Consider the following 24416-nt stretch of genomic DNA (forward strand, 5'->3'; position numbering starts at 1 on the left):
AGTCTATTATAATTCCTATATCGGCGAAAACAAATAAGTATATTTTCGCATCTGTGCAAATATAACGGTCTCCACCCGGTTGCGTATCTCTTCTGGATATGCTCCTGCATTTACGAGTAATTCGTTTACATCTTTTTTAGTAAAGTGAAACTTTAGATTCATGTTATATAAGGATTTGGAAATATCCAATTGTTCGTCAAATTCACTGCATATTGTTTTGGGTTGAACATTATCAATTAGTGAGTAAGTATCTCCAGACAGAGGATAATCCATTGTTGTATCTGACAGAAGCCCCGCTCCATTATCAAAAATTGGACAGTACATATAATCTCCGTTCCCATTCATCAGAACCGCTATATTATGCGTGTGCCGGTCTTCGTTTAGGAAAAATGCGTCAATTGTCAGAAGTTTATTCATATAAATACCAAAATTCTGAAGGCCAGTTATGCGTTCCACCTGTTGTACTAAGAAATGCAAGCGCTCCTTATATTCTGGTATTCTATACAAGGTTTTATATAGGCTTTCTCCAAAAAAATTTTTGAATAGCCGTTCCAAGGTGATAATCTGCCAGTCTTCATTCAGGAAATTTTTACTTTTTACCCCATTATAAATTACAGAACCGTATTTTATTTTTTCAAGGTCATAACATACAAATTCATTTTCGGTCAATGTTGATTTTTTCAGAAGATGCGATATCATGTATTCAGCTAAGCCTTCATATCCTGTGTAATCAGCTTTGTACCATATTCCTTTATTCTCCCATTTTAGTTGGTTTCCTTTCGATGACTGACGATCATTTGTACGGATATTCTGCTCAAATAATTCTATCATTCCAGCTACCTCTCTATACGAATCCAAAAATCATCTTCCGCCATTCTACCTTCGGTTTTTTCTATAATCATAATCGGATCGTAAAATGGCAATCCTAAATCTTTGAGTATCAACTTCATCTTATCTCTGCTTTTGGGGAAGCATCTTGATTCCAGAAATTCTTGATATTGATTATAATTTGGAGTTTCTACAACACCGAAGGCACGGAACATAATCTTATCAGTATAATTTTTTATTTTTACTTTTTGTTCCTGTTCATTCACATCAATTAAAGTACATACATTCGAACTATACATATACCAAAGTCTGAGCGGCCATATTTTTTCGGGAACTCGGACTTCCTGTTCATATTCAGGATATCTTTGTAGCATTTTAAGAAATGGAACAATTGGTCCGTGAATAGCTTCCTTACTTCGCTCCCAGCGCTCTACAGTTGGCTTTGAACAATTGATAAATTCTGCAAACTCCTTCTGTGTCAAATGTAGTTCCTTACGAATTTGTTTGATTTCCGTTGCGGTTGTATATTCGGGGATTATAAATAATTTTTCTTTCATAGATTCACCTTCTGTTTTTAGGAATATCCACTTTTTGTTTATTAAATCATATAAATTTGTATTTGTAAATAAAAACCATTATTTTAATGGTTTATTTGAGCTAAAAACAATCAAATTGATGGTTTTGGTGAAGCTGTCAGAAGAGTATAAAGGAAATATCCTTTATACTGCATTTTTTACAAGAGCATGTTATAATAAGGGAACAAGCGTAAATTGGTTGTCGCTTACAATATATTGTACCCGATAATCGAAAATCTGCAAAAGAGAAAGAAGGGCTGATGATGGCTGTTTACGATAGTTTAGGTAATATGCTTACAAGATTCGGGCGCTGGATTGTGCGACAGACAAAAGGAAGCTATAAATCTGCAAGATTATCCCATGTGATACGGGAAGAAGAACGAAAACAGGATGATTTATTTCGCCAGATTGGGGAATATTATTATCAGATGTATGGCAAGGATGCAGATGGGCAGATGAAAATCTGGTGTGATGCAATCTGGAATAATAAGATGATGGTGATTCAGTACCAGAGCCAAAAAAGGCTGGTGAAAGGGGTTGCTTATTGTCCGAATTGCAGTCAGGAAGTGCCGATGCATTCAAAATACTGTAATCATTGCGGGGCAAGAATAATTACAACTCCAGAGATACAAATAAAAGAAACAGCACCATTTTCAGCAAAAATATGTCCCGGATGTGGTGCAGTGATTGCAGACGGAGATGTTTTCTGTGCAAATTGCGGAGGAAGAATTCCGGAGAAGAAAAGTTTGAAGGATTTTGTGAAAACGAAAGTGGCAGAGCATAAGGAAAAAGCAGAATTAGAGCGACAGGAAGAAGAAAAAGAGTTTGAAAATGTTGAGAAGGAAGTTGTTGCGGAGGTAGAGGCGAAAGAAGCTATTTTGGAAGAGGAAACTGAAACAGGAAAAGACGTGGCTACAGAAGACAAGGCAGTAGAAGTCGTGGAAGAACAAGAAGTACAAAAGTCACAACCTGACCAGACAGACGAAGCAGAACAAGCAAACGTGACAGATGATTCTCAAAATGAGCAGAATGAAGAAACTGAGCTTCAAAGAACTTGCCATGAATGTGGCAACCCAATCGAATACGGACAGAATTTTTGTCCAAAGTGTGGAGTGAAATTGTAGTTGCAGGTCACAGTATTATATGACTTGTAACTAATTATAGTAAGGGAGAGATTTATTATGAAATTAATAATTGCATCAGACATACATGGATCAGCATTATATTGTAGAGAATTAATGGAAGCCTGGAAACGAGAAGCAGCAGATCGGATGTTGATTTTAGGAGATATTTTATATCATGGTCCGAGAAATGATTTGCCGGCAGAGTATGCCCCGAAAAAGGTCATCTCTATGCTAAACCCATTGAAAGAAAATTTGTTATGTGTACGTGGGAATTGTGATACAGAAGTAGATCAGATGGTGTTGGATTTTCCGATATTGGCAGATTATTGTTTCTTAGATTTGGACGGACAGACTATTTTTGCGACACATGGGCATGTGTACAATCCACAGAATCCGCCAATGTTAAAAGATGGAGACATTTTGTTGAATGGACACACTCATATTCCTGCCTGTAAAAGGTTTACAACTGAAAGCGGAGCAAAATGCACATATATGAATCCAGGCTCGGTTTCTATACCAAAAGAAAAATCGCAGCACAGTTATATGATTGTAGAAAATGGCGTATTTGAATGGAAAAATATGGAAGGAAAGGTATACCATACATGGAAGAAAGATACGCATTGTTAATTGACGCGGAAAATGTTTCTGCAAAATATATTAAACCGATATTAGATGAACTGTCGAAATATGGAAATGTGACATATAAGCGTATTTACGGAGACTGGACAAAATCGCAGAGTGCGAGCTGGAAAGAAGTCTTGCTTCAAAATAGTATTACGCCAATTCAGCAGTTCAGTTATACATATGGAAAGAATGCTACAGATTCAGCCATGATCATAGATGCAATGGATATGCTGTATACAAATGATCTGGAAGGATTTTGTCTTGTGTCAAGCGACAGTGATTTTACCAAATTAGCGAGTAGATTGCGTGAAAGTGGAAGAACTGTAATAGGAATGGGAGAAAGCAAAACACCGACACCATTTCGTAAGGCTTGCGACATTTTTACAGAATTAGAGCTGCTATTGGATGATATCAAAGATGGCAAGAAAAATGAAGTGACAAAAGGACAGATTGAAGAGTCGGTTATTAAGATTATTACAGAAAATCAAAATAATGATAAAGAGACCGGACTAGGTGAAGTGGGAAGCCGTCTTGTAAAATTGTATCCTGACTTTGATGTAAGACGCTATGGGTACAGTTTGTTGTCTAAATTTTTAGAGACATTTCCGAAGCTGAAATTAAAACAGGATGGTACGCAGGTTACCGTTATGTTATATGAAGATAAGAGTAAGAAGGAAATGTTGGAGGAATTTATTGTACAGCAAATAAAAGATTCCGGTGCACAAGGGATTCTGTTAGGAACGCTAGGTAATAGAATCCATAATAAATTCAAAGATTTTAAGGTTCGTGATTATGGCTACTCTCAGTTTAAGCAATATGTACAGAGTCTTCATAATGTAGAGGTTGAAGAAGAGGACGAGAGATACTGGGCTGTTTATAAGAAATAAAAAATAGGCTGGATTGCGAGTCCAGCCAAAAAGGAAAAAGTTTATGAAAAAGAAAATATATATCAAAAGGTTATTTGCTTTTGATGTATATAACTATAGAAGAAAAATGTGATGATTTTGTGATAAACTTTTTAATAAATTATGGAAAGTATCTAAAGGAAATGTGAAAAGCAAATTTCAATAGTAACTACTTATAGAAAGAACGTATAAAATTATTATATATACAGAAAGAAAATAACAGTAGAATTGTCTGAATTGTGCGAAATAAATAAAAAACAAGAAAAACGTTGACAATTTAAAAACGAGATGATAAGATAGTCTTCGTCGCTAAGACAACCGATGCAAAATAGAAAACACTGGACAGCCCTGGCGGGATATGGAAAGTGTAAGATGAAAAATGCAAAGAAAAAACTTGAAAAAAGTTCTTGACAAAAGGTTGTCGGATGTGATAAAGTAAACAAGCTGTCGCTTGAAAGTGATTGATAAAATTACAAAAGCGAAACAGAAAAAATAAAAAAGTTGTTGACAAACGACAAAAGATGTGATAATCTATTAAAGCTGTCGCTTGAGACGACAACAAAACAAAGAACATTGATAACTAAACAATAGACAACAGATCCTTGAAAATTTCTTTAAGAGAAAATTTTTTAAGAACGGTTTATAACAAACCAAAACAACAGTAAAAGGATAGATTAGCTAGAGTTAATCTTGACTAGAACAAACACTTTTAACGAGAGTTTGATCCTGGCTCAGGATGAACGCTGGCGGCGTGCTTAACACATGCAAGTCGAGCGAAGCACTTTACTTGGATTTCTTCGGAATGACGAGTATTGTGACTGAGCGGCGGACGGGTGAGTAACGCGTGGGTAACCTGCCTCATACAGGGGGATAACAGTTAGAAATGACTGCTAATACCGCATAAGACCACAGCACCGCATGGTGCAGGGGTAAAAACTCCGGTGGTATGAGATGGACCCGCGTCTGATTAGCTAGTTGGTGGGGTAACGGCCTACCAAGGCAACGATCAGTAGCCGGCCTGAGAGGGCGACCGGCCACATTGGGACTGAGACACGGCCCAAACTCCTACGGGAGGCAGCAGTGGGGAATATTGCACAATGGGGGAAACCCTGATGCAGCGACGCCGCGTGAAGGAAGAAGTATTTCGGTATGTAAACTTCTATCAGCAGGGAAGAAAATGACGGTACCTGACTAAGAAGCCCCGGCTAACTACGTGCCAGCAGCCGCGGTAATACGTAGGGGGCAAGCGTTATCCGGATTTACTGGGTGTAAAGGGAGCGTAGACGGAGAGGCAAGTCTGATGTGAAAACCCGGGGCTCAACCCCGGGACTGCATTGGAAACTGTTTTTCTAGAGTGTCGGAGAGGTAAGCGGAATTCCTAGTGTAGCGGTGAAATGCGTAGATATTAGGAGGAACACCAGTGGCGAAGGCGGCTTACTGGACGATGACTGACGTTGAGGCTCGAAAGCGTGGGGAGCAAACAGGATTAGATACCCTGGTAGTCCACGCCGTAAACGATGACTACTAGGTGTCGGGTGGCAAAGCCATTCGGTGCCGCAGCAAACGCAATAAGTAGTCCACCTGGGGAGTACGTTCGCAAGAATGAAACTCAAAGGAATTGACGGGGACCCGCACAAGCGGTGGAGCATGTGGTTTAATTCGAAGCAACGCGAAGAACCTTACCTGCTCTTGACATCCCGGTGACCGCTCCGTAATGGGAGCTTTTCTTCGGAACACCGGAGACAGGTGGTGCATGGTTGTCGTCAGCTCGTGTCGTGAGATGTTGGGTTAAGTCCCGCAACGAGCGCAACCCCTATCTTCAGTAGCCAGCGGTTTGGCCGGGCACTCTGGAGAGACTGCCAGGGATAACCTGGAGGAAGGTGGGGATGACGTCAAATCATCATGCCCCTTATGAGCAGGGCTACACACGTGCTACAATGGCGTAAACAAAGGGAGGCAAACTCGCGAGGGTAAGCAAATCCCAAAAATAACGTCTCAGTTCGGATTGTAGTCTGCAACTCGACTACATGAAGCTGGAATCGCTAGTAATCGCGAATCAGAATGTCGCGGTGAATACGTTCCCGGGTCTTGTACACACCGCCCGTCACACCATGGGAGTCAGTAACGCCCGAAGTCAGTGACCCAACCGTAAGGAGGGAGCTGCCGAAGGTGGGACCGATAACTGGGGTGAAGTCGTAACAAGGTAGCCGTATCGGAAGGTGCGGCTGGATCACCTCCTTTCTAAGGAAGAATGAAGTAAAGAGAACTGCTGTCTATTGTTTAGTTATCAAGAAACAACTTGATAATGAAGCCTTTTGGTGGCGATGCGTTTAGGGGTAACACCCGTTCCCATCCCGAACACGATGGTTAAGACCTAAACGGCCGATGGTACTGCACTGGAGACGGTGTGGGAGAGAAGGTGGCCGCCAAATCTAAAAAAAGAAAACTGGATTTACCAGTGATCAGAGATAAAAAATGATTTTTGTTTCTGATGACTGATAAACATCAGTCAGAATTGTACCTTGAAAATTGCATACAAAGAAATATAGATGATAAGATTAAAAAATATCTAATCAAGACATCCGAGGTAATGTTAACAAACATTAACTAAAGTCTGAAGAAAACAGACTGAAAAGAAATTGACCTATTACCAACGCATACACGCTAGTATGTGTCGATGAGAAACCAACCCGTGTTTCTTGTCTGTTGGTTATGCTGATAAGAGCGTATGGTGGATGCCTTGGCACTAAGAGCCGATGAAAGACGTGATAAGCTGCGAAAAGCTTCGGGGAGGAGCAAATATCCATTGATCCGGAGATTTCTGAATGGGGAAACCTACTTGAGCAAACCTCAAGTATCCTAACGCCAATCCATAACGTTAGGAAGGGAACCCGGTGAACTGAAACATCTAAGTAGCCGGAGGAAGAGAAAACAACATGTGATTCTGTGAGTAGCGGCGAGCGAAAGCGGAAGAGCCCAAACCGGAGTGCGTGCACTCCGGGGTTCGGACCGCAGAATTGATTCAATAAGTCTAGCAGAATGGTTTTGGGAAAGCCAGCCAGAGAGGGTGAAAGCCCCGTAAGCGAAAGACGAGTTGACATGGCGGTATCCAGAGTACCACGAGACACGAGAAACCTTGTGGGAATGAGCGGGGACCACCCCGTAAGGCTAAATACTTCTTAGTGACCGATAGCGCATAGTACTGTGAAGGAAAGGTGAAAAGGACCCCGGGAGGGGAGTGAAAGAGAACCTGAAACCATATGTTTACAAGCTGTGGAACATCTTTATATGATGAACCGCGTACTTTTTGTAGAACGGTCCGGCGAGTTACGCTGGCTGGCGAGGTTAAGCACTGAAGGTGTGGAGCCGAAGGGAAACCAAGTCTGAATAGGGCGTGAAGTCAGTCAGAGTAGACCCGAAACCGGGTGATCTATCCATGTCCAGGTTGAAGTTGCCGTAAAAGGCAATGGAGGACCGAACCCACATCCGTTGAAAAGGGTGGGGATGAGGTGTGGATAGGGGAGAAATTCCAATCGAACCCGGAGATAGCTGGTTCTCCTCGAAATAGCTTTAGGGCTAGCCTCATACGAGTCTTGCGGAGGTAGAGCACTGAATTCTTAAGGGGGCGTCAAAGCTTACTAAGAGATATCAAACTCCGAATGCCGCGTAGATGATGTATGGGAGTCAGACTGCACGAGATAAGTTGGGTAGTCAAAAGGGAAAGAGCCCAGACCTACAGCTAAGGTCCCAAAATGTGTGTTAAGTGGAAAAGGATGTGGGATTTCGAAGACAACTAGGATGTTGGCTCAGAAGCAGCCATCCATTAAAAGAGTGCGTAATAGCTCACTAGTCGAGAGGTCCTGCGCCGAAAATGTCCGGGGCTGAAACACACTACCGAAGCTTAGGAATTAACGAATGTTAATTGGTAGAGGAGCATTCTTAAAGAGACGAAGCTGTACCGAAAGGAGCAGTGGATTTTTAAGAAGAGAGAATGCCGGAATGAGTAGCGAGAGGAAGGTGAGAATCCTTCCGGCCGAATATCTAAGGTTTCCAGCGTAAAGCTGATCTGCGCTGGGTAAGTCGGGGCCTAAGGCGAGGTCGAAAGACGTAGTCGATGGATAACAGGTTGAAATTCCTGTACTATGATATAACAGAACTGTGGGGACGCAGGGAGAGAGCGCGAGCCGGGAACGGAAAGCCCGGCGCAAGCGAGGTACCGGTCTGTCAGGAAAATCCGGCAGGCAACGGGAAGACGTGATGCGGACCGAAAAAGAGTAGGGAAGAGCGTGAGCTAACTGCCAAGAAAAGCCGCTATTGTTTATATCATACCCGTACCGTAAACCGACACAGGTGGATGAGGAGAGAATCCTAAGGCCGACGGGAGAAGCATTGTTAAGGAACTCGGCAAAATGACTCCGTAACTTCGGGAGAAGGAGTGCCATGCGAATGGCCGCAGAGAATTGGCCCAAGCAACTGTTTAGCAAAAACACAGGTCTATGCAAAACCGAAAGGTGAGGTATATGGGCTGACGCCTGCCCGGTGCTGGAAGGTTAAGGGGAGAGGTTAGCGCAAGCGAAGCTTTGAACTTAAGCCCCAGTAAACGGCGGCCGTAACTATAACGGTCCTAAGGTAGCGAAATTCCTTGTCGGGTAAGTTCCGACCCGCACGAAAGGCGTAATGATTTGGGCACTGTCTCAACAATGCACCCGGTGAAATTGAAATACCAGTGAAGATGCTGGTTACCTGCGCCAGGACGGAAAGACCCCATGGAGCTTTACTCCAGCTTGATACTGGGATTCGATATTGCATGTACAGGATAGGTGGGAGACTAGGAGACGGTAACGCCAGTTGCCGTGGAGTCGATGTTGGGATACCACCCTTGCAGTATTGGGTTTCTAACCAGCAGCCGTGATCCGGCTGGGGGACAATGTCAGGTGGGGAGTTTGACTGGGGCGGTCGCCTCCGAAAGGGTATCGGAGGCGCTCAAAGGTTCCCTCAGAATGGTTGGAAACCATTCGAAGAGTGCAAAGGCAGAAGGGAGCTTGACTGCGACACCGACGGGTGGAGCAGGTACGAAAGTAGGACTTAGTGATCCGGTGGTATAAAGTGGGATTGCCATCGCTCAACGGATAAAAGCTACCCTGGGGATAACAGGCTTATCACTCCCAAGAGTTCACATCGACGGAGTGGTTTGGCACCTCGATGTCGGCTCATCGCATCCTGGGGCTGAAGTAGGTCCCAAGGGTTGGGCTGTTCGCCCATTAAAGCGGTACGCGAGCTGGGTTCAGAACGTCGTGAGACAGTTCGGTCCCTATCCGGCGTGGGCGTAGGATATTTGAGAGGAGCTGTCCTTAGTACGAGAGGACCGGGATGGACTGGCCGCTGGTGTACCTGTTGCATCGCCAGATGCATGGCAGGGTAGCCAAGCCGGGAAGGGATAAACGCTGAAGGCATCTAAGCGTGAAGCCCCCCTCAAGATAAGATATCCCATAACGTCAAGTTAGTAAGACCCCTTGAAGACGACGAGGTAGATAGGGCAGAGGTGGAAGTGTGGTAACACATGGAGCTGACTGTTACTAATAGGTCGAGGGCATAACCAGAACAGGTGATAGGAACAAGATGGATGAAAAAAACTTTGTATGCAGTTTTGAAGGTACATGATATACGGATATGGAATGAGAGACGCGCTTGAGAAGATTTCTTAAGCGCGTTTTAATATTAATTATGTTTGTACAGAATGCGTTACTGGTCACAGGTACTGTGAACAGTAACCAGAATACTTTTCTTTAACATTTTTTTACTTGAATTGCGTTTACAAAATTCTTGCATTATGTTATAAATAGATGAACTATAAAATAAGGAATAAGAAGGAGGCGAATTATATGGACAGTTGTGATAGTCGAAGTCGAAGTACATCTAACGATGGAAGAACACTTGGAATATCTTTCAAGTGTCTATAGGTGCGCCAATTATAATAATTATAATCTAAGCCTTTTCCATCGTTACTAGAGTGTCACAACCGAAGCGTTGTATTGCATTTAGCGGTGGATTTTTTATGCCCTTTTTTGGGGAGAAGGAGGCTTAAGGTGAAAAAAGAAGTATTAAAAGAACCGATATATGTAGAAGAAATTGTCGATATTATCAGGTCAGGATTATCGAATGAAGAGATAAAAGAAAAACTTAATGATTATCATGACAATGACATTGCACAGAGTTTAGAGTTGCTTAATAAGTCAGAAAGACTTCATCTTTACAATATACTTGGTTCTGAATGGATGTCGGAGATTATTTCATATGTTGAAGATCCCGATGATTATATTAAAGAATTAGGAATCTACAAGCTGGCAGAGATTATTAATGAAATGGATGCCGACGATGCGGTAGATCTTCTGGAAGATATTGATGAAAACGTAAAGGTTAAATTGAGATCAATACTTGATGAGGATGTACAGGCAGATATTAGATTGATCAATTCTTATGATGATGATGAAATAGGTAGTCTGATTACAACTAATTTTATATGTATCAAAGATAATCTTACAATACGTCAGGCAATGCATGAACTCATACAGCAGGCAGGAGAGAATGATAATATTGCAACGATATATGTAGTCGATGAAGAGGATCGTTTTTGTGGAGCGATTGATCTTAAAGATTTGATTATCGCACGAGCAGGAATGGCATTGGAGTCGCTGATAAGTTATTCTTATCCTTATCTTCGTGACCACGAAAAAATTTCTGAAAGTATTGAAAAGATAAAAGATTATGCTGAGGATTCACTTCCTGTGCTTAATAGTGAAAACAAGATAATCGGTATTTTGACAGCTCAAGACGTTATCGAGGCAGTTGATGATGAATTGGGTGAAGATTATGCAAAATTAGCCGGATTGTCAGCAGAGGAAGATCTTCAGGAAAGTACAAAAGACAGTATGAAAAAGCGTTTACCGTGGCTTATTATATTACTTTTCCTCGGAATGCTTGTATCTTCTGTGGTGGGTGTATTTGAAGATGTTGTAGCAATATTACCAATCGTTATATGTTTTCAGTCATTAGTTCTTGATATGGCTGGAAATGTCGGTACACAGTCACTTGCTGTTACAATCCGTGTGCTTATGGATGAAAATTTAAGCGCGAAAGATAAACTGCATTTGACATTTAAAGAAGCAAAAGTAGGATTTAGTAGTGGATTGTTATTGGGAATGCTTGCACTTGTATTTCTAGGGGTGTATATATACTTATTTAAAGGATATTCATTGGGACATGCATTTTTAATATCCGGCTGTGTAGGAGCATCGCTGTTTTTAGCAATGATAATATCAAGCTTAGTTGGAACATTAATACCATTGTTTTTTAACAAAATTAAGATTGACCCGGCAGTTGCATCAGGTCCGCTTATTACTACAGTAAATGATTTAGTGGCAGTAGTTACTTATTATGGTCTTGCATGGATTTTATTAATAGAGATTATGCATATAGTATAGTAGATAATATATCAGATGTGAGATGACTCCCACCTCTGTAGGTGGCGAGTAACAAATCAGTATCAGTGGTGGGAGTCAATCCCCCATCTGATATAGCCTCCGGCAGGATTGCAGAGATGCGCAGAAGAAGTATGTCATGCATTGCATGACGCGCATCTCGCAGCAAGAATGCAGAGGCATTCTTGAAAAAAGTAAGCAGTCGAATTTAAAAAATTTCCACTGCTTACTTTTTTAGTAATATGATATGAAAAGAGTGTATTTGAAAGGGATAGGATATTATCGTTTCATTTCCAGTCCATTGTCACCTTCTTGATGAGTTTTAATCATTTCTTCTACTTCGCAAAGTGTCATAGAGGGAAGGTCTCCCGGAACAGTATTTTTTAAAGCACTGACAGCGTTACCATATTGCAAAGCTTTTCGCGTATCATTTTCAGAAGTAAGCAATCCGTAAAGAGCACCGGAAATATAAGCGTCTCCGCTTCCGATACGGTCGACCACTTCGATGTCTTTGTACATTTCTTCCTTAACAAAAGTCTGTTTTTTTGCATCATAAATAACAGAGCCAAAGGAATGTCTTTTTGGACTGTGAACGATTCGTTGTGTGGCTGCGACAACGGAAATCGGATATTCATCGGCGAAACTTTTCATAACCTCTTCAGGAGTGCCTTCTTTTAAGAAAGTCAGGCGTGCAGTACTGTCAGAGCAGAAGAAAATGTCTACGATAGGAAGAATTTCTTCTATACAAGCCTTGGCTTTGGCACCGCTCCAAAGATTTCCACGAAAGTTTACATCAAATGAAATTAAAGCACCGGCTTTTTTGAAACGCTTCATCATTTCAATAGCAGCTTTGCGTACTTGTTCATTTAAAGCAAGTGTGATTCCACAAGTATGGAAACAACGGGTAGATGAGTACATTTCCTCCGGAAAATCATCAATTGAGAGGCTTGTCATCGAACTATGTTTTCGATCATAGACAATCCCTGGTTTACGAGGTGCGGCACCAGTTTCGTAATAATATACACCGAGACGGGCATCAGCACTGTTATCATGAGACAAATATTCATCAGATACATTTTGAAAATGCACTTCATTTCTTGCAAGCTGACCGATTGCATGAGCTGGAATTTTTCCTACCAAACCTGTTTTCAGTCCAAGCTGTGCAGCTCCGGCAGCAACATTAAATTCTGCACCACCAATATTTTGTTCAAAAATCTTTGTTCTTGACATTCTTTCGTTTGCCTGTGGAGAAAGACGAAGAAGAAGTTCTCCAAGTGTGAGCAAATCATATTTTTTAGACATTGTGTTAACCTCTCTTAAAATAATTACCTGTGTGTTATAACTTATCCGCGGATAGATTTTGCAATTGTGACTGCTTCTTTAGAAAGCTCGCAGATCTTATCAAATTCTTGATTTTCTACCAATGTATTTTTTACCATCCAGCTTCCACCACATGCAAAAATTTTATTAAATGCAAGATAGTCTTTTACATTTTCCGGATTAATACCGCCGGTTGGCATAAATTTAACCATAGTGTAAGGTGCAGCCATAGCTTTGATCATTGGAAGTCCGCCGGCCTGTTCTGCAGGGAAAAATTTCACAACTTCAAGCCCGCGTTTTACAGCTTTGGCAACTTCAGATGGAGTAGCACATCCAGGAAGAACTGTGATTCCTTTTTCCAGGCAGTAATCTACGATTTCTTCATCAAATCCAGGACTTACAATAAACTTTGCTCCTGCATTAACAGCTCGGTCTACCTGCTCTGTAGTGAGAACTGTTCCCGCTCCGACAAGCATTTCAGGAAAGCTTTCGCTCATAATGCGAATAGATTCTTCTGCTGCTTCTGTACGGAAAGTTACTTCAGCACATGGAAGACCACCGTTACAAAGGGCTTCGCCCAGAGGCTTTGCATCTTTAGCATTTTCTAAAACAACGACAGGTACGATCATACATTTTTCAAGCTGATTTAAAATATCATTCATATTCTTAAAATCCTCCAAAATCATTTATTCTGATTTTCTTATTCTGAGTTCATCTTACTGATTTCAATTAAAAAAAACAATATGATTTGAAGAAATGTTCATAATATTGCATGATAAGGTCAAAATATTCAAGATTTTCTATAAGAAAGAACAAGAAGCCAGAAGAAGAGAGGTGGTAAAATACGATTACATTGGAAAGACTAACTATTAACGAGGAGAAGAGACAATGAAAATCGGAGTAAGAGCCCATGATTATGGAAAAATGAAAATTGAAGAACTCGCACAGACATTACATGAACGAGGATATAACTGTGCACAGTTGGCATTACCAAAAGCATTTGCAGAAATTGACAGCTATGACGATATTACAGTGGCACATCTTGATAAAATACGTACAGAGTTTGAAAAGCATGAGATTGAGATACCGGTGTTTGGATGTTATATGGATTTGGGAAATCCAGACGATATGGTCAGAGAAAAGGCAGTAGAGACATTTAAAAAGTGCCTGGCATACAACAAGGAGCTTGGAGCAACAGTTGTAGGAACAGAGACAGCATATCCACATCTGAGTAAAGAAGAGAAAAAAATATGGTATCCGTATATGATGGATAGTGTAAAAAGAATTGTGGATGAAGCTGCAAGATTAGATGTAAAAGCTGCAATAGAGCCGGTGTACTGGCATCCACTTGAAAATCTGGAGGCAATTTTAGATGTAATGAATCAGATTCAGGATGAAAAACATTTGCGAATGATTTTCGATGCATCTAATTTGCTGGAATTTCCAGATACTACAAATCAGTATGCATATTGGAGTGAATGGCTTAATGAGGCTGGAAAATATATTGAAGCAATGCACATTAAAGATTTCAAATTAGATGAAAACGGACAGTATTGCCCGACACTTCTTGGAGAAGGTGTGATCCAGTATCAGGCAATATCCGAATGGCTGCATAAGAACAGACCAGATATGTATCTGTTAAGAGAAGAGATGAATCCACAGACAGATAAAAAAGATATCGAATACCTTAAAAATCTATAAACAGAGTTGTTTAGGGTATAAAGTATCCGTTTACGGATTTATCGGTAATTCGGAAGGTGCAAAAATATGACCGGATTTACGATATTTTAAAGGAGTCATAGTTGTATAGGTTTTAAATATTTTTTCAAAATGTGTCATACTTCCAAAACCTATCCGGCCGGCAATTTCAGAGATGCTTAAGTCGGTCTCTGTAAGATACCACTGGGCTTTCTGAACACGATGAATATTTATATATTCATTGATAGAATAGCCAGTGACTTCTTTAAATAATCGGCAGACATAATATTTACTCAAATAGAACCGCTGAGCAATTTCTTCCAATGACAATTGCTGTTCACAATTCTGAGAAAGATAATCGGCAATTTCATAAACATGTTTGTATTTTCCATCAGTTGGAACCTGCGGCTCTTCACCATGGCTATTTCCCAAGTCACGGGTAAGGGAAAGTAAGTAGTTGATGACTGCAAGTTCTACGGCATGTTTGTATGCGTGTTGGCGCTTTGCACATTCCTGTTTAAAATAGTAATACAACTTCATAAAATTATCTTGTTGTGCCGGAGTCAGATGGAAGACTCCGGTATGTTTATGAAAAAATTTCACCAGCTGCAGGGATGGATAAGTATTATCAATCTCCTGCATTTTTTCACTTGTCACATATAAAATAATTCGATTATGACCGGAAGTATCGTTGGAAAAGGACTTGGTCATATGAATCAGATTACTGTCGACCAAGATTAAATCTCCTTTTTTGGCAGCGAAGCTTCGGTTATTAAAGAAAAAAAGTCGTTCGCCTTCTAAAATGTAAAAGATTTCATATTCATCGTGAAAATGTTTTACCCTCATATCAAATTTCCCATATCGAACCATGTGCTCAAGAGAAATTCCATCAATTGAACAATAAGATGTTAGCTTTTCCAAAAAAATGTACCTGCTTTCTAAAGAAAAAGAGTCTATAATAGTTTCAAAATTGTTAATATGCTGTATATAAACAGTGATAAAAAATTCTGTCTAGAATCATCTTACAACAAAAGAATGATAAATTCTAGACAAAAATGAGTGCAATATAAATTGAAAAAATGGATATAACAGCAATATTTGAGTAAAAATGCACCTATGTATGTGCTAAAATGCAAGCCATGAAAACGTGCACAAGATAAAAAAACCATTCATTCTTATGACCGGTTAAAAAGAATGAGGGCAAAGTTAGGAAGGCTTTAGAGAAAAGGAGAGTAACATGGGAAGCATAAAGAAAAAGATTGGGATCGCAGTATCCGCAGTCGGATTGTGTATAGTTGCAGCAACATTTGTGTCGGTTGTAAGTGCTAACAGCACAGATAAGGTTGAAATCAGACTGGCTCATAACCAGGCAGCAGGTTCAGAAATTGCAGATTCTATTGCAAAGTTTTCTGAGTTTGTAGCAGAAGATGATTCTATGAATCTGGATGTAAATATTTACGCAAGTGGTGTTCTTGGATCTGAAAAAGAAGAAATTGAGATGGTTCAGGCAGGAATCCTGGATATGGCGAAAGTAAGTTCAAATACATTGGGACAGTTTGAAGATCGTTATTCTATTTTTGCAGTACCATATTTGTTTGTGGATCAGGATCATTACTACACAGCAATGGAAAAAAGTCAGGCAGTAAAAGACTTATTCATGTCAACAGAAGATCAGGGCTACATTGCAATTGGATACTATGCAAACGGTGCAAGAAACTTTTATTTGAAAGAGGATGCGGTTTGTGATAACCCATCTGTGTTAAAAGGTAAAAAGATTCGTTCTATGCCAAGTTCAACATCTATGGAAATGATTCAGGCAATGGGTGGTTCTCCGGTGCCGATGGCAGGAAGTGAAACATATACAGCACTTCAGCAGGGAATTGTAGACGGAGCTGAGAATACAGAGCTGGCATTGACAGTAGATGCACATGAAGATTTGGTTTCATCTTATACATATACAGAGCATCAGTATTCACCGGATATTTACATTATCAGTACAAAGAAATGGAATAGCCTGACAAAAGAGCAGCAGGATTATCTGATTGAGTGTCTTGAGAAGACAAATGAAAACTTTAAGAAGCTGTACAATGGAATGATGGATGAGGCTATGAAAGAAGCAGAAGAACATGGTGTTCATGTTTATCGAGACATTGACAAGAGTGCTTTCATTGAAGCAGTACAGCCAATCCACGAGGAGTTCTGTGGAAAAGGCAAGGATTACCAGGCACTTTATGATGACATTCAGAGTTACGCAGAATAGGGGGATGAACAATGAAGAAATTAAATAAAGTTTTGGAATACATTCTGGCATTCCTTGTTGTAGTAATGGTTGTCGGATGTTTCTGGCAGATTTTTACAAGATTTGTTTTAAATAATGCAAGTTCATGGACAGAAGAACTTTTGAGATACGCACTAATCTGGCTGACAATGCTGGGAGTTCCATACGCATACGGAAAAGAACAGCACATTTCAATCGGATTTATTACAACTACATTTACAAAAAAAGGAAGTTTAAGAAATAAGATTTTTATTGAGATTCTGGTTCTCTTCCTCAGCGCATTCGTGTTAATCGCAGGTGGAATCATGGTAACAATAAATGCAGTCGGACAGTTGTCACCGGCTATGGGAATTCCAATGCAGTTTTATTATGTCGGAGCACCAATCTGCGGAGTATTGATGATCATTTATTCCGGAGAGCGTCTGATCCGTTTTGTGAAAGAGTTAAAAGAGACAAAGGAGGAGAAATAAATGCAGATAGAAGCAGCAATCGTACTGGTTATCGTATTCTTTTTCCTGTTGGCAATGAGCGTTCCAGTATCGTTCAGTATTATTTCAGCAGCACTTGTTACTATTGTTATGTTCCTAAATCCACAGTTTGGAATGTTTATTTCCGCACAGAAGCTGGTAAGTGGAATTGATAGTTTTACATTACTTGCAGTACCGTTTTTTATCCTTGCAGGTCAGTTGATGAGTAGTGGTGGTATTGCGAAACGTTTGATTAATTTAGCAATGTTGATTCTTGGAAGAGTTCCGGGTTCACTGGCTCTGACAAATGTTGCTGCAAATGCAATGTTTGGTTCTCTGTCAGGATCAGGTATCGCTGCTGCAACAGCAGTAGGTGGAGTTATGGGACCTCTTGAAAAAGAAGAAGGTTATGATGAAAAATTCTCAGCAGCATGTAACATTGCAACAGCACCTGTTGGACAGTTGATTCCTCCAACAAATGCATTTATCGTATATTCAGCAGCAAGTGGTGGAGCAGCAGTAGCTACATTATTTATGGCAGGATGGATTCCAGGATTATTATGGGCATTCCTTTGCATGATCGTAGCATTCATTTATGGTAAAAAACATGGTTATGTAGTTAAGAGAGAAAAAATGACAGCAGCTGTTGTCGGCAAAACAATTTTAGATTCTATCCCAAGTTTATTGTTGATCGTAATTATTATCGGAGGTATTTTATCAGGATACTTTACACCAACAGAGGCTTCAGGAGTAGCTGTAATTTATGCATTTATTTTATCAGTATTTGTTTATAAGAGCATTAAATTATCAGAGATTAAAGACATTCTGGTAAATGCGGCAGTGACAACAACGATCGTTATGTTAATCATCGGTGCGTCTTCTGTATTGTCATTTGTACTGTCCTTTACAGGACTTCCACAGGCAATCAGTAACCTGATGCTTGGAGTTTCAGATAACAAGATTGTGATTCTTCTTATGATCAATGTAATTCTCTTGATCGTAGGAACATTCATGGATATGGCACCTGCACTTTTGATCTTCACACCAATTTTCCTTCCGGTTATCACAGCAATCGGTATGGATCCGATCCAGTTTGGTGTAATGATGGTAATGAACCTTTCAATCGGTACAATCACACCTCCTGTTGGAAGCGTATTGTTCGTTGGATGTAGTGTGGCAAAATTAAAAGTAGAAGATGTTATCGGAAAATTGATCCCATTCTTTGGTGCAATTGTAGTAGCATTATTATTCGTTACATTTGTACCGGCAATCAGCACATGGCTGCCAACAGTTCTGGGACTCATGTAAAAGGAGTTTTATAAAATATGAATATTAAAGAAACAGAGTTGAGAAAAAAATTAGATCTTGTGATTGAGAAGCTTTTAAATCTGGAAGGACCGGATAATGAGAAGGAACTTTCAGATGGAGGCGAAGCAATCGGATTTTTCAAACGAGACTTTGGAATCCGTGAGTGGGACTGGCCGCAGGGTGTTGGATTGTACGGATTGTTAAAAATCATGGAATATGATAAAAATGAGAAATATAAAGAATTTCTTCAGGATTGGTTTGTGGAGAATATGGAGCAGGGACTTCCATCCAGAAACATCAACACAACAACACCGCTTCTGACTTTGGCAGAGCTCAACGAGTATTGTCATGATGCAAAGTTTGAGAAACTTTGTCTCGATTGGGCTGATTGGCTGATGAACTGTATTCCAAGAACAAAAGAAGGCGGATTCCAGCATGTGACAAGTGCAAACGGAGATCGTCAGGGTGTGCGTCTCAATGAAAATGAAATGTGGATAGATACATTATTTATGACAGTTCTTTTCTTAAATAAAATGGGACAGAAATATCAGAACGAAGAATGGATCAACGAAGGAATCCATCAGGTATTGATGCACATTAAATATCTGTATGATAAAAAGAGCGGATTATTCTATCATGGATGGACATTCAATGGAAATAATAACTTCGGTGGGATTTTCTGGTGCCGTGGAAACAGTTGGTTTACATTAGGAATCCTGGATTACATTGATATGTTTAAAGGAACATTGAATCCTGGAGTAAAGACAATTATTGTTGATACATATAAAGCACAGGTAAAAGCTCTTAAGAAATTGCAGGCTCCGAGCGGACTGTGGCATACAGTCCTGACAGATGCAAGCAGTTACGAGGAAGTATCCGGTTCAGCAGCGATTGCATGCGGTATTTTAAAAGGAATCCGTATGGGAATTCTGGATGATTCTTATCTTCCATGTGCAGAGAAAGCAATTAAGGGAATTATGAAAAATATAGACAAAGACGGAACAGTTTTGAATGTATCCGGTGGAACAGGAATGGGAATGAATGCAGAGCATTATAAAAATATTCTTATTGCACCAATGGCATACGGTCAGTCGTTGACAATCCTTGCACTTGCAGAAGCATTGTTACACTTATAAAAATAGAAAAGATTTTCAGCCATACAGCATTTTGTCTGTATGGCTGAAGTGCATTGTAGAGATTCAAAATCAGACAGGAGGAGTGGAGATATGCTGAGATTAAGAAGAGATGTCATGTTATTTCCGGGAGGAAAGAAAAAGGCATTCACGATGAGTTACGATGATGGAGTTACGCAGGACGAGCAGTTGATTGCATTAATGGAACGATATGGAATCCGAGGAACATTTAACTTGAATCCAGGACTTATGGGAGATAATGACTGGCTTGTTCAGGGAGGCACCGGAGTAAATCATAATAAATTTTCTAAAGACAAAATTGCGGAAATATACAAAAATCAGGAGATTGCAGTACACAGCATGACACATCCGGATTTGACGAAAGTTCCTGTTGGAATGGTATCCTACGAGATTGCAGAGTGTAGAAAAGAACTGGAAGAACTGGTGAAACATCCGGTGACCGGTATGGCATATCCTTTTGGAACCTGGAGTACCGAGGTAGAGCAGGTGGCAGGACTTTGTGGAATCACATATGCAAGAACAACAAAACCAACATATGCATTTTCCATGCCACAAGATTTTCTGGCGTGGCATCCGACCTGTCATCATACCGATGAAAAAATGTTTGAGTTATTAGATAAGTTCTTAGAACCGATTAATCAAGAGAGATATATGGAGCCATGGTTATATTATCTATGGGGGCATGCGTATGAATTTGATTCCTATAATCAATGGAATGAAATTGAGAGATTTTTAAAGACAGTGGGAAACCGTGAGGAAATCTGGTATGCGACAAATGGAGAAATCTGTGAATATATCAATGCCGTGAAATCATTAGTATATTCTGCGACAGGCGACTATATTTACAATCCGACTTGTGTGGACGTATGGATGCAGGTGGATGGAAAAGCATATGAGATTAAAGCAGGAGAAACAATTGAAATTGAATATGAACATCGATAAGAAGTAGGTTGATTTTTACGAGAGAGAATTCAATCGCAATAGGGAAGGAGTAGAATATGGAACGTCATGCGGCAGCAGTAGCAATAAATGAAGGAAAAATGAATGAGTTCAAGAAGAAACTAGGAGAAATCTGGCCTGATTTGACAGCATGGCTAGATAAGAATAAAGTGGGGAACTTTAGTATCTGGAATGCAGAAAACTTGATGTTTGTATATGGAGAGTGGCAGGATGGCGCAGCGTATTGTGTCGATGACGAGATACGGGAGATTGTGTCAAAGCTCGATGATACATTTACATGGATATCGACACCGGGGGAAGACATGCGATTAATGTATCACAACTTTGGAATCGTTCGTGAGAAGAAAGAACTTATCCGTCACAGAGTATTTATGACAAAACTTCATGATGGCTGCGAGGAAGAATATAAGCGTCGTCACGATGCACTGATTGCACAGCGAGGGGATACGATTGATCCGGGACCGGACAGTAATTTTAGTATCTGGAGTGCCGGCGGATATATTTTTGGATATGATGAGATCGATATTACGATGGAAGAAGAGGAAACAAGCGAGGCTCATGCAAATGCAGTTGTATGGGAGACACGCCAGCTTGAGATTATGGACTGGATCACAAATGATGTGGACTGGCTGACAGGGGAGCATCATGTGAGTAGCGTGAGGTTGGCGTGGCATAATTAAAAAATTATGGGTAACTATCCAGTCACCCATAATATTATGAATTAAACTGGGCATATTTCTTCGGAGATATGCCCACTGCTTTTGTAAATGCCTTTAAGTAATTGCTATAGTCATTAAATCCGCACATCTCGCATGCTTCAGTCACACTGTATCCCTGACTAAGCAGAGATTTTGAAAGGGTCAGTCGTTTTGCAGTGATGTATTTATTGATCGTCGTTCCGGTAGCTGCTTTAAAAATACGACAGATATAGGAACTGCTCATATAAAAATGTGCCGACAAATCTTCTAAAGTCAGAGGTTCTTTTATATGAGAATTAATATAAGAAAGAATTTCATCCACTTGCGTATGATATTTGGATGTTGATTTTTCAGCATCATTTTTTATAGTAGCGGCACCTCTGTTTTGGAATGTCTGATTTAAAAATACCATCAATTCAAGAAAAACTGCTTTATCTAATAAATCTTCACCAATTCCTTCGTTTGATTGAAATTTATGAATAAAATAAATGAATCTATTCTGCTCTTCCGGTGTTAAATGGACACAGTGAGGCATATGGGTATCTCGAAAACTGAAGCAATGGTTTAGGTCGGTGTTTGGGGTAGAAAGTTGTGTCAGGTAATCCGGGTCAATAGATAAAATAATTCTTTCATGAGTTTCCTGATCAATCTGAGTTAAATGATGGCTTTCAAATTGATTAATCAAAAAAATATCACCGGGATGGATATCATACAGACAATTATCAATCAAAAATTGTTTGCCACCGGAGATCGAATAATAGATTTCATAACAATTGTGAATATGCATATCCATAATTTTTTCATCACTATATAAGTGAGCAAATGCAAAAGAATGTGTGTCGATACAATTTTTCATAGATTCTTTGCATGTAGAACAAGCTTTCATTGGGTTAAACCTCCTTTTCTTTTGAATAAATATACGAATAATATTGCAATGTTTGAACAAATTGAGTCTATAAAACATGCAAATTTTGAACTCTTATTTTGATTATACGAGGTATGTTCAAAATATTCAACATTTACATCAACATTTCACAAGAAAAGGAATAAAGCGAATGGTATAGTATAGTTAAGAGATGAGAAAAAACTCATTAAAAAAGCAGAACTTCATTGTTTAGACAAATCAAATAGCTATTACAAAAAATAACAGGAGGATTATCATGGAAGTAAGAACAGCAGCATCACCAAGAGATGTAAAACACTACACAACAGACAGATTGAGAGAGGAATTTTTAATTCAGAATCTGTTCCAGGCAGACAAGATCAATCTGGTTTACAGCCACATTGACCGTATCATCACAGGAGCAGCAGTACCGGTTCAGGAGAAACTTGCACTGACAGCAGGGGATGAACTGAGAGCAGAATATTTCCTTCAGAGAAGAGAAATGGGACTGATCAACATTGGTGGAGACGGAATTGTGACAGTTGATGGACGTGTTTACGAAGTAAATGCAAGAGATGGAATGTATATCGGACGTGGATCAAAAGATATTACATTTGAAAGCAAAGATGCTTCATGTCCGGCTAAATTTTATTTGAACAGTGCTCCGGCACACGTTGCTTACCCAACAGTACATATCAAACTTGAGGGAGAACCTGAAGAGGGTGTTGTGATTGTAAAAGATGAGAACAAAGTGGAAATGGGAACACTTGAAGATTCTAACCACAGAGTGATCAACAAATATATCGTGACAGGTCAGGTGGATAGCTGCCAGCTTGCAATGGGTATGACAAAACTTCTTCCGGGAAGTGTATGGAACACAATGCCAGCTCATACACATGACAGACGTATGGAAGTTTATTTGTACTTTGATATGGAAGATGATGCATTTGTAATGCACTACATGGGAGAGCCGCAGGAGACAAGACACATCATTATGCATAATGAAGAAGCTGTTATCTCTCCAAGCTGGTCAATTCACTCAGGATGTGGATCAAGAGCATACACATTTATCTGGGGAATGTGCGGAGAAAATCAGGACTACGGCGATATGGACAATATCGAGAATAAAGATTTGAGATAATAACAGAAGGGCTTTAAAAGCTCACGCATTTAATATACAAATAATAATCCTTAACATATAAACCCAATTATAAATAAGAAGAAAGAGAGGAATTTAACATGGTTAATTTTTCACTGGAAGGTAAAATTGCACTCGTAACAGGAGCATCTTATGGAATCGGATTTGGAATCGCATCTGCTTATGCAGAAGCAGGAGCAACAATCTGCTTTAATGATCTTAGTCAGGAAAAAGTAGATAAAGGAATTGCTGCATACAAAGAAATCGGTGTAGATGCACATGGATATGTATGTGATGTAACAGATGAAGCACAGGTTCAGGCAATGGTTGCTAAAATCAACGAAGAAGTTGGAATCATCGATATTCTTGTAAATAATGCAGGTATCATCATGAGAAAACCAATGCTTGAAATGGAAGCTGATGAGTTCAGAAAAGTAATCGATGTAGATTTGAATGCTCCATTCATCGTTTCTAAAGCAGTTATTCCGGGAATGAAAGAAAAAGGACACGGAAAAATTATCAACATCTGTTCTATGATGAGTGAGCTTGGACGTGAGACTGTATCTGCTTATGCAGCAGCAAAGGGTGGATTGAAAATGCTTACAAGAAATATCTGTTCTGAGTATGGTGAGTACAATATTCAGTGTAATGGTATCGGACCTGGATATATTGCAACACCACAGACAGCACCACTGCGTGAGAGACAGGCAGACGGAAGCAGACATCCATTTGACCAGTTCATCGTTGCTAAAACACCGGCTGCTCGTTGGGGAACACCGGAAGACCTTCAGGGACCGGCAGTATTCCTGGCATCTGATGCATCTGACTTCGTAAACGGACATATCTTGTATGTAGATGGCGGAATCCTTGCTTATATCGGCAAACAGCCACAATAAGAATTCTTTAAAATATCATAAATTGATAATATAGAAAAACAGCTCATTTTGTCTTGTTATGTACAAAATGAGCTGTTTTTTG

19 protein-coding genes and 3 rRNA genes are annotated in these 24416 nt (G+C 39.9%); 16 read left to right on the forward strand and 6 right to left on the reverse strand.

Annotation, left to right across the window (positions count from 1 at the left end):
- Positions 1-15: 15 nt before the first annotated feature.
- On the reverse strand, positions 16-831 hold the full coding sequence (locus tag H8S40_RS00555) for a HipA domain-containing protein (RefSeq protein ID WP_186864302.1): 816 nt from the start codon (positions 829-831) through the stop codon (positions 16-18).
- Between the two features lie 5 nt (positions 832-836).
- Entirely contained in the window at positions 837-1385 is a 549-nt protein-coding gene (locus H8S40_RS00560) for a helix-turn-helix domain-containing protein (protein WP_186864303.1), read from the reverse strand.
- Positions 1386-1666: 281 nt separating this feature from the next.
- Between H8S40_RS00560 and H8S40_RS00565 the strand changes: the two genes are divergently transcribed.
- From H8S40_RS00565 to mgtE, 7 genes are all read left to right on the forward strand, one after another.
- Entirely contained in the window at positions 1667-2527 is an 861-nt protein-coding gene (locus H8S40_RS00565; protein ID WP_186864304.1) for a zinc-ribbon domain-containing protein, read from the forward strand.
- Between the two features lie 57 nt (positions 2528-2584).
- A complete protein-coding gene (yfcE, locus tag H8S40_RS00570; protein ID WP_117991427.1) occupies positions 2585-3154 on the forward strand; it encodes a phosphodiesterase in 570 nt (189 codons plus the stop codon).
- Positions 3130-4038 carry an NYN domain-containing protein gene (locus tag H8S40_RS00575; protein WP_117991430.1) on the forward strand — a complete coding sequence of 303 codons (909 nt, stop codon included), beginning with the start codon at positions 3130-3132 and terminating at the stop codon, positions 4036-4038. Before yfcE ends, H8S40_RS00575 begins: the two co-directional genes overlap by 25 nt.
- A 726-nt stretch (positions 4039-4764) precedes the next feature.
- Positions 4765-6297: ribosomal RNA gene (locus H8S40_RS00580) — 16S ribosomal RNA — on the forward strand.
- Between the two features lie 73 nt (positions 6298-6370).
- Positions 6371-6488: ribosomal RNA gene (rrf, locus tag H8S40_RS00585) — 5S ribosomal RNA — on the forward strand.
- A 276-nt stretch (positions 6489-6764) separates the two neighbouring features.
- Positions 6765-9656, forward strand: a 23S ribosomal RNA gene (locus tag H8S40_RS00590).
- The 16S, 23S and 5S rRNA genes sit together here, the layout of an rRNA operon.
- A gap of 486 nt (positions 9657-10142) precedes the next feature.
- The gene (gene mgtE, locus H8S40_RS00595) at positions 10143-11537 is read left to right on the forward strand and encodes a magnesium transporter (protein ID WP_186864305.1); all 1395 of its coding nucleotides are present in this window, start codon (positions 10143-10145) and stop codon (positions 11535-11537) included.
- Positions 11538-11813: 276 nt separating this feature from the next.
- On the opposite strand, the gene H8S40_RS00600 is transcribed toward mgtE, so the two are convergent.
- Together H8S40_RS00600 and H8S40_RS00605 are read right to left on the reverse strand one after the other, a co-directional pair.
- The gene (locus tag H8S40_RS00600; protein ID WP_121056730.1) at positions 11814-12836 is read right to left on the reverse strand and encodes a sugar kinase; all 1023 of its coding nucleotides are present in this window, start codon (positions 12834-12836) and stop codon (positions 11814-11816) included.
- Between the two features lie 41 nt (positions 12837-12877).
- The gene (locus H8S40_RS00605) at positions 12878-13516 is read right to left on the reverse strand and encodes a bifunctional 4-hydroxy-2-oxoglutarate aldolase/2-dehydro-3-deoxy-phosphogluconate aldolase (RefSeq protein ID WP_117992034.1); all 639 of its coding nucleotides are present in this window, start codon (positions 13514-13516) and stop codon (positions 12878-12880) included.
- Between the two features lie 226 nt (positions 13517-13742).
- Here H8S40_RS00605 and H8S40_RS00610 point away from each other — a divergent pair, with 226 nt between their 5' ends.
- On the forward strand, positions 13743-14555 hold the full coding sequence (locus tag H8S40_RS00610) for a sugar phosphate isomerase/epimerase family protein (protein WP_186864306.1): 813 nt from the start codon (positions 13743-13745) through the stop codon (positions 14553-14555).
- Between the two features lie 30 nt (positions 14556-14585).
- Here H8S40_RS00610 and H8S40_RS00615 read toward each other — a convergent pair whose 3' ends face one another.
- Complete coding sequence (locus H8S40_RS00615) at positions 14586-15473, reverse strand: AraC family transcriptional regulator (RefSeq protein ID WP_117992036.1); 888 nt, start codon at positions 15471-15473, stop codon at positions 14586-14588.
- A 316-nt stretch (positions 15474-15789) separates the two neighbouring features.
- Here H8S40_RS00615 and dctP point away from each other — a divergent pair, with 316 nt between their 5' ends.
- The 6 genes from dctP (at position 15790) to H8S40_RS00645 (ending at position 21399) form a co-directional block, all read left to right on the forward strand.
- Entirely contained in the window at positions 15790-16812 is a 1023-nt protein-coding gene (dctP, locus tag H8S40_RS00620; protein ID WP_186864307.1) for a TRAP transporter substrate-binding protein DctP, read from the forward strand.
- Between the two features lie 11 nt (positions 16813-16823).
- The gene (locus H8S40_RS00625) at positions 16824-17300 is read left to right on the forward strand and encodes a TRAP transporter small permease (protein WP_117992038.1); all 477 of its coding nucleotides are present in this window, start codon (positions 16824-16826) and stop codon (positions 17298-17300) included.
- Positions 17301-18605, forward strand: a complete 1305-nt coding sequence (locus H8S40_RS00630; protein ID WP_022074708.1) for a TRAP transporter large permease — start codon at positions 17301-17303, stop codon at positions 18603-18605.
- A 17-nt stretch (positions 18606-18622) separates the two neighbouring features.
- The gene (locus H8S40_RS00635) at positions 18623-19741 is read left to right on the forward strand and encodes a glycoside hydrolase family 88/105 protein (RefSeq protein WP_022074707.1); all 1119 of its coding nucleotides are present in this window, start codon (positions 18623-18625) and stop codon (positions 19739-19741) included.
- Between the two features lie 90 nt (positions 19742-19831).
- Complete coding sequence (locus H8S40_RS00640) at positions 19832-20701, forward strand: polysaccharide deacetylase family protein (RefSeq protein ID WP_186864308.1); 870 nt, start codon at positions 19832-19834, stop codon at positions 20699-20701.
- 56 nt (positions 20702-20757) lie between these two features.
- Entirely contained in the window at positions 20758-21399 is a 642-nt protein-coding gene (locus H8S40_RS00645; RefSeq protein WP_186864309.1) for an L-rhamnose mutarotase, read from the forward strand.
- A 34-nt stretch (positions 21400-21433) separates the two neighbouring features.
- Here H8S40_RS00645 and H8S40_RS00650 read toward each other — a convergent pair whose 3' ends face one another.
- On the reverse strand, positions 21434-22303 hold the full coding sequence (locus tag H8S40_RS00650) for a helix-turn-helix transcriptional regulator (RefSeq protein WP_022074704.1): 870 nt from the start codon (positions 22301-22303) through the stop codon (positions 21434-21436).
- 274 nt (positions 22304-22577) lie between these two features.
- Between H8S40_RS00650 and kduI the strand changes: the two genes are divergently transcribed.
- Both kduI and H8S40_RS00660 read left to right on the forward strand, forming a co-directional pair.
- Positions 22578-23441, forward strand: coding sequence for a 5-dehydro-4-deoxy-D-glucuronate isomerase (gene kduI, locus H8S40_RS00655; RefSeq protein ID WP_022074703.1), 864 nt, complete (start codon positions 22578-22580; stop codon positions 23439-23441).
- A gap of 98 nt (positions 23442-23539) precedes the next feature.
- A complete protein-coding gene (locus tag H8S40_RS00660) occupies positions 23540-24334 on the forward strand; it encodes a gluconate 5-dehydrogenase (protein WP_022074702.1) in 795 nt (264 codons plus the stop codon).
- Positions 24335-24416: the final 82 nt, after the last annotated feature.

The organism is Ruminococcus hominis, assembly GCF_014287355.1.
GTDB classification, from domain to species: Bacteria; Bacillota; Clostridia; order Lachnospirales; family Lachnospiraceae; genus Schaedlerella; species Schaedlerella hominis.

What these genes read in the sequence shown, in the direction of transcription:
- H8S40_RS00600 (WP_121056730.1), bottom strand. Translation starts at nt 12,836, where the DNA reads ATGTCTAAAAAATATGATTTGCTCACACTTGGAGAACTTCTTCTTCGT.
- H8S40_RS00635 (WP_022074707.1), top strand. Translation starts at nt 18,623, where the DNA reads ATGAATATTAAAGAAACAGAGTTGAGAAAAAAATTAGATCTTGTGATT.
- H8S40_RS00630 (WP_022074708.1), top strand. Translation starts at nt 17,301, where the DNA reads ATGCAGATAGAAGCAGCAATCGTACTGGTTATCGTATTCTTTTTCCTG.
- H8S40_RS00605 (WP_117992034.1), bottom strand. Translation starts at nt 13,516, where the DNA reads ATGAATGATATTTTAAATCAGCTTGAAAAATGTATGATCGTACCTGTC.
- dctP (WP_186864307.1), top strand. Translation starts at nt 15,790, where the DNA reads ATGGGAAGCATAAAGAAAAAGATTGGGATCGCAGTATCCGCAGTCGGA.
- H8S40_RS00610 (WP_186864306.1), top strand. Translation starts at nt 13,743, where the DNA reads ATGAAAATCGGAGTAAGAGCCCATGATTATGGAAAAATGAAAATTGAA.
- H8S40_RS00560 (WP_186864303.1), bottom strand. Translation starts at nt 1,385, where the DNA reads ATGAAAGAAAAATTATTTATAATCCCCGAATATACAACCGCAACGGAA.
- kduI (WP_022074703.1), top strand. Translation starts at nt 22,578, where the DNA reads ATGGAAGTAAGAACAGCAGCATCACCAAGAGATGTAAAACACTACACA.
- H8S40_RS00640 (WP_186864308.1), top strand. Translation starts at nt 19,832, where the DNA reads ATGCTGAGATTAAGAAGAGATGTCATGTTATTTCCGGGAGGAAAGAAA.
- H8S40_RS00645 (WP_186864309.1), top strand. Translation starts at nt 20,758, where the DNA reads ATGGAACGTCATGCGGCAGCAGTAGCAATAAATGAAGGAAAAATGAAT.
- H8S40_RS00565 (WP_186864304.1), top strand. Translation starts at nt 1,667, where the DNA reads ATGGCTGTTTACGATAGTTTAGGTAATATGCTTACAAGATTCGGGCGC.
- H8S40_RS00575 (WP_117991430.1), top strand. Translation starts at nt 3,130, where the DNA reads ATGGAAGAAAGATACGCATTGTTAATTGACGCGGAAAATGTTTCTGCA.
- H8S40_RS00660 (WP_022074702.1), top strand. Translation starts at nt 23,540, where the DNA reads ATGGTTAATTTTTCACTGGAAGGTAAAATTGCACTCGTAACAGGAGCA.
- H8S40_RS00625 (WP_117992038.1), top strand. Translation starts at nt 16,824, where the DNA reads ATGAAGAAATTAAATAAAGTTTTGGAATACATTCTGGCATTCCTTGTT.
- H8S40_RS00650 (WP_022074704.1), bottom strand. Translation starts at nt 22,303, where the DNA reads ATGAAAGCTTGTTCTACATGCAAAGAATCTATGAAAAATTGTATCGAC.
- H8S40_RS00555 (WP_186864302.1), bottom strand. Translation starts at nt 831, where the DNA reads ATGATAGAATTATTTGAGCAGAATATCCGTACAAATGATCGTCAGTCA.
- yfcE (WP_117991427.1), top strand. Translation starts at nt 2,585, where the DNA reads ATGAAATTAATAATTGCATCAGACATACATGGATCAGCATTATATTGT.